The sequence below is a fragment of the Microbacterium sp. genome (assembly GCF_035554235.1).
Taxonomy (GTDB): domain Bacteria; phylum Actinomycetota; class Actinomycetes; order Actinomycetales; family Microbacteriaceae; genus Microbacterium.
Genome location: NZ_DATMIO010000034.1, coordinates 1 through 5,790, shown reverse-complemented (window position 1 = coordinate 5,790; position 5,790 = coordinate 1). Strand labels below are relative to the sequence as shown.

The following is a 5,790-nucleotide window of genomic DNA, read 5'->3' as shown; positions in this document are numbered from 1 at the left end:
TCCGAAGCTCCTCGTAGTAGCTCTGCCACTTCCCCGCTCGCCGCTCGACCGTCTCCGATCGAGCCCCGGGTCGCATCAACAGCGCCGGCGGTGAACCAGGCGGTCGGCGACCCCAACGCTCGGATCGCGGCGAGAGGCCGTCGCGAAGCTGAACGTCCTGCGGATCGGAACCATGGCTGACGAACGCCGCATCCCGTCCTTGCACTTCCAAACGCGGCCCGTGCAGCGGCCGGGCGCTTGACGCGAGCAGCTCACCCCGCACTCCCGACGCATGTGAGAGGAGCAGCATGCAGTCGTCGTTCACCCTGGACCCCGGACGCATCGTGGTCACGTGCGCGAAGACATCGGAGACCGGCCCGAACAGCTGAACGGCTTGGTCGACCAGGTGGCTGCCGAGGTCACCGAGCCGGCCATCCACGCCACCGGGACGCGGCCGGTCTCGCCACCCTGAACCCACATCGGGGTTCCACGCACCCAGCGTGGCCGAGTATCGCTCGATAGCGCCGAGCTCGCCGGTCGCGACGAGATCGGCTGCGGTCAGCACGTCATCATCCCAGCGACGATTGTGGAAGACGGATGCGATGCGCCGCCGATCCCGCGCAAGCCGATCGATGCGGGCCACCGCGGCGCTCGTGGGCGCTGCGGGCTTCTCCAGGGAGATGTGCATGCCCGCTTTCAGCGCCTCGAGCGCGGCGTCTTCATGCATCGAGTCGGGAAGACAGATCACAGCGAGCGTGGCGCCCGCGCGCGCAGCCTCCTGGATCGATGCCACGACGGAAAGTCCGGCCCGGCGCGAAGCGTCGCGAGCAGCGGGCCGCGTCGTGACCACGGCCGTGATCTCGAAGCCGCTTTGTGACTCGAGCAGGGCGCGATGGATGATTCGAGCCGAGTTGCCGTATCCGACCACGGCGGTGCGGATCGGATCGGACGCCGTCGGGGTCAACTCTTGATTCCTCCGGCGAATCCCTGCATGAACCGCTTCTGGGCGACCAGGTAGAAGACGAGCGCCGGGATCATCGAGAGGATGACGCCGGCGAAGATCACGTTCCACCGAGAGACCTGATCACCCACGAAGCCGTAAACCACGAGGGGAAGCGTGGCCGTCTCCGTGCCGCTCAAGAAGATGAGGGCGTTGAAGAAGTCGTTCCAGACGATAAGGCCGCTCATGATCGCGACGGTTCCCGTCGCGGGCGCGAGCAGCGGAAAGACCACCTTCACGAACATCTGGACGGGTCCGGCCCCGTCGAGCTGCGCGGCCTCCTCGTAGTCACGCGGAACCGTCCGCACGAATCCGGAGTAGAGGAAGACGGAGAGCGGCATGAGCAGACCCGCGTAGAGCAGGATCATCCCCAGGTGGGTTCCGACGAGGCCGACGTTGCGGAGCGCGACGTAGGTGGGCACGACGCCGAGCTGGGTCGGCAGGATCACCGCGGCGACGAAGCCCCAATATGCGATCCGGGTAAATCCATTCGTCACCCGGTGGAGGATGTAGGCGGCACTCGATCCGAACACGACGAGCAGGATCAGCGTGCCCGCGGTGATGATCGTGCTGTTGAGGGCCCCGAGGGGAATGCTGCGCGTCTCAGACCCGACGAATGCCGTGATGAACGAATCCAGGGTGGGCGGGCTGGGGAAGGCAGCCGGGCTGGAGACGAGCGCATCGCCATTCGATTTGAATGACATGTTGACCAGGAAATAGAACGGGATCATCGCGAGGATGATGGCGGCGAAGACGAGCGCTTCCCGCACGAACGTCCGCGGACGGTAGGTGTTCATCAGTCGTCCTCTCTCGGCCGCACCAACACGATCTGGACGACCGCGAAGATCAGGATCAGCACGGTGAGGATGAGGGCGATCGCCGCCCCGTATCCGTACTGCCCGTTTGCAAAGGTCTCCTTGTAGACGAGCGTGGCGAGCGTCTCGGTGGCCCCGTACGGGCCGCCGCCGGTCAGGGCGAAGACCTGGTCGAAGACGGAGAGCCCGCGGACGAGCATCAGCGTCGATGCGACGACGATCGCGGGCCGCAGCAGCGGCAACGAGATATGGGCGAATCGACGCCATGCCCCCGCGCCGTCGACCGATGCCGCTTCGTCGAGCTCGGGCGGAATCGTGGCGAGCGCCGCGAGGTAGATCACCATGGTCAACCCGACGTGCTGCCACACCAGGACCACGATGACCGCGGTGAGGGCCCAGTCGGGATCGCCCAGCCAGGTATGCGTCCACGACTCGAGACCGATGAGTTGCAGAAATCCGTTGAGGGGTCCGTTCTGCGCGAAGATGAAGCTCCAGACGTAGCTCACCGCGATCGGGCTGAGGACGACCGGGAGGAAGACCAGGGCCCGAAGGAAGTGCCGCGTCTTCAGGGTGCGGTGCAGAGCGAGAGCGAGCGCCATTCCGAGCACATTGGTGAGGATGAGGAAGGCCGCGGCGATGATCAGGGTGTGGATCAGGCCCCCGAGCGCGTCGGGGTCCTGGAACAGCCGCACGAAGTTGTCGAAGCCGACGAAGTCGAACTCCCCAATGCCGCGCCAGTCCGTGAAGGCGAAGAATCCGCCGGCGACGAACGCGCCGTAGATGAAGAGTCCTACGAGGATCACGGCAGGCAGAGCCCACCACCATTGCAGATGAGCGGATGGCCGGTTGCTTCGCGGGCTGGGCGTCGCCGGCCGGGGGTCGACGGCCATGCCGCCGACCCCCTTGAGCCGCTTTCCCGTGACCACCGTGCGGGTGATTGCCATGGTTCTGCCGATCGATTGTGTGGGGATGCCGGTGAGCGTCAGCCCCAGGACTTGTCGAGTTCCTCGAGAAGGGCGTCGACCGTGACCTGCCCGGTGAGCAGGCCCTGAACGCCGGTTCCGAGCGTCGAGTACACCTCTCCGTTGGGCCAGAAGAGGTTTGCCAGCGGGCCGTTGCGGTCCGGGTCGCTCAGGAGATCGTTCAGGCTCTCGAAGTCGCCGGTCGCCGGCTGGCCGTTGAGGGCTGTCTCCATCGAGACGTTGCCGGTGAGTTCGGCCAGCGCGTCGCGAATCTCCGGCGTCGCGAATGCCTCGAGCACCTGCATCGCTTCCTCGGGGTGCGTCGAGGCGGCGTTCAGTCCGAACGCATCGGTCGGCGAAGCGAACAGATAGGCGTCGTCCTCGGTCTCGCCCGGGAAGAGCGCGAGGGCGAACTCGGCGCCGGTCTCCTGCGAACGGAGGTCGTTGATCGCGCCCGCCGGCACGAACGTGCCGAGCGACTGCCCCGAAGCGACGCTCCCGAACAGCTGAGGACCGTCGGCGCCTTCCACGCCATCCTGGAAGCACTGGTTCTCGTGGAGGGTGATGAAGGCGTTGAGGGTGTCCTTCCAGCCCTTCGTCTCTGCGAACGTCGTCTTGCCGTCGGCGCGGTCCTGGTTCCAGTTCGGGTTCTCCCTGTAGACCCGGGTTGCCGCGAGCTCGAGCGCGGTGATGCCCGCCTGCGGCGCGAAGGCGCCCGCGACGTTCAGCAGGGATGCGCCGCTCTCGCGTGCCACCGCGCAGTCCTCGAGCACACCGTCGAACGTCGTTGCCGGCGTCAAGCCCGCGGCTTCGTAGGCCGTGGAGTTGATGATCATCGGAATCGGTGCCAGGTCGAGGGGCAGGGCGAAGAGCTCGTCGCCGTTGTAGAAGAGCGGCTTGGCTGACTCGGTGATCGACTCCACCGCCCAGTCCTGGTCGCTCAGGTCGACCAGGTAGCCGGCCTGCGCGTAGAGCCCGAGGGAGTTGGTGTTTCCGGTACCCGGTGATCCCCAGATCAGGTCGGGTGCATTGCCGGCCTGGAGCTGCGTCGTCATGACGGTTCCGAGTTGGTCGGCTGCGTACTGGCTAGCCTGGATGTCGATGTTGGGATACATGTCCTCGATCTGTGCGAAGACGGTCTCATAGGGCTTCTGGGCGCCGGTTTCCTGCTGAATCGCGACCTTGATGACCACCGTCTCCTCACCTCCGCCGGAGGACGAGCATCCGGCGAGCGCGCCCGCCGTCACGACGAGGGCTGCCGCGGCGGCGGCGAGTCGTGCAGAGCGCCGATGTACGTGCTTCATGCTGTGTACCTGACTTCCTTGTCTTCGGGTGCCCGCCGGGGCGGGGCTGCTTCCAGCGCGACGCTAAGCCCACTTCAGGACGGCCGTCTCGCCGCCGTCTCACATGGCGAGACGGCTATTTCTCGGCACCGGCGAGCCAGACAGACCTCGCCAGATCGAGATGCTTCTCGGTCATCTCGAGACCGGTGGCGTCTTCGATCCATTCGTGTCCGCCCCATTCGCTCGTCACGGCGCCGTCGTACGCGACGAGATCAAGCTCGCGTCGGAGGTCGCAAATGGGCTCCGAGACGATTCCCCCGGCGTCTTCGAGATCCCAGTACTTCAGGTGGATGTGCTCGACGCTGGTCAGGAACTCGCGAAAATCCTTCACCCTGCTGTTCCCGAACCGGGTGAACGGTGTCATCGCCTGACGGCGGGTGAGCGGATCGATGTCTGTGCGATCGAGAATCGCGACCACCGCGTCCTTCGTCGTATCAGTGTGATCGCCTGCCCAGTCCTCGGAGATGAGCCGGATCGCCTCGCGGGGAACCCCCCGTCGCCCGAGGAAGTCGAGGAAGGTGACCGGAACTCCGTGCATCGTGGCGCTGAGGTCGAAGACGAAGCCGAAGTGATCCGGTCTCGCGGCGGCGAATGATCGTTGCTCATCGAGCGCGGGCGACGACGGCGTGAGCTTTCCCTGCACTTCTTGAAGCAGGCGGATGCCCGTTTCATCGAGCACCCTCTCCAGGCGTCGCTGGAGCTCCGGGTCCAGGCCGAACATGACCTTCGTCCTCGTGAAGCCGAGGCGAGCCGCCGATCGAATCTGCGTTTCCAGAAAGGTCGCCTGCCAGTCGAGATCGCGCACCCGGCCCGAGGATTCGACGAGATCGTTGTAGACCCCCAGCTCGATGAGTTTCAGGCCGGTTTCGCTCACGAGCCGTCGAAACTCGTCGGCCTCCGCCTCATCGACATCCGGAAAGCTCCGGAAGTGCTGGAATCCGTCCAACTCCACTGCCTCGATGGCGGGCACGCCGCCGAGGCTCTCGACGATCTCGTTCGGCGAATGCTCACCCGTGACGAGTTCGGTCGTGAAAGAGAACGTCGTGGCCGCCCACGTCGGTTGCAGCGTCTTCGGCACAGCCGGTCCCATCTTTAGGAGTTTAACTCGTCCACATTCGCATTTTCTGACAGAAGTGTCTAGTGTTCTCTCAAAAGCAAGGAGGCTTCATGCCGTTTTCGTCGGGGTTGCTCAGAGACGATGGTTTCCGGTCTTCGGCCGACGGGCGCATCGCGATCGAGGCGCGCGTCCCATGGATGCGAAGCCTGCCCTGGGACTGCGTTCTCGACATAACGGTGACGCTCGACGACGAGGCGATCCCCATCGACGCGCTTCGCTTCACCACCGCGGACGGCGAATCGGGAAGTTTCGAGGAGCTGCGCGCCCTGGATGGGTACTGGGTGATCGGCGAGCCCCTCACAATCAGCTGGGGCACCGTGGCCGACGAGCCCCCGACCGACGCCGTCGTCACGCTCGCCGTCCGGATTCTCATCCCGTACATGGTGCTGCCTGGCGGTGCCGCTGCACGCGAGACATTCACCGTCGAGCGCAGACTCCATCGATCTGCCGCAGATTGAGCGGCCAAGAGAAGGACACGAATCAATGCACACGATAAGGCCGGTGCATCGCATCCAGCGCGGTGTGAGCTTGTATTCCTATCAGGAGGAGTATTTTCTCCGCACATTGTCGCTCG

Annotated in this window: 6 protein-coding genes; 1 reads left to right on the top strand and 5 read right to left on the bottom strand. The window is 65.1% G+C overall.

All coding sequences use genetic code 11. The annotated features are described in order from the left end of the window. From VNT50_RS01855 to VNT50_RS01835, 5 genes are all read right to left on the bottom strand, one after another. Positions 1-943, bottom strand: a 943-nt coding sequence (locus VNT50_RS01855; RefSeq protein WP_325483407.1) for a Gfo/Idh/MocA family protein, incomplete at its 3' end; no start/stop codon positions are given. Further along, positions 940-1,776 (bottom strand): carbohydrate ABC transporter permease, encoded by an 837-nt coding sequence (locus tag VNT50_RS01850; RefSeq protein ID WP_325483406.1) that lies wholly within the window; start codon positions 1,774-1,776, stop codon positions 940-942. The genes VNT50_RS01855 and VNT50_RS01850, both read right to left, overlap by 4 nt. Further along, positions 1,776-2,738: a carbohydrate ABC transporter permease gene (locus tag VNT50_RS01845; protein ID WP_325483405.1), complete on the bottom strand. Its 963-nt coding sequence runs from the start codon at positions 2,736-2,738 to the stop codon at positions 1,776-1,778. Before VNT50_RS01845 ends, VNT50_RS01850 begins: the two co-directional genes overlap by 1 nt. A 38-nt stretch (positions 2,739-2,776) precedes the next feature. Continuing rightward, entirely contained in the window at positions 2,777-4,060 is a 1,284-nt protein-coding gene (locus VNT50_RS01840; protein ID WP_325483404.1) for an ABC transporter substrate-binding protein, read from the bottom strand. A gap of 115 nt (positions 4,061-4,175) precedes the next feature. Continuing rightward, positions 4,176-5,189 carry a hypothetical protein gene (locus tag VNT50_RS01835; RefSeq protein ID WP_325483403.1) on the bottom strand — a complete coding sequence of 338 codons (1,014 nt, stop codon included), beginning with the start codon at positions 5,187-5,189 and terminating at the stop codon, positions 4,176-4,178. A gap of 77 nt (positions 5,190-5,266) precedes the next feature. On the opposite strand from VNT50_RS01835, the gene VNT50_RS01830 reads away from it, so the two are divergent. Next, positions 5,267-5,674: a hypothetical protein gene (locus tag VNT50_RS01830; protein WP_325483402.1), complete on the top strand. Its 408-nt coding sequence runs from the start codon at positions 5,267-5,269 to the stop codon at positions 5,672-5,674. The last annotated feature ends 116 nt before the right edge of the window (positions 5,675-5,790 follow it).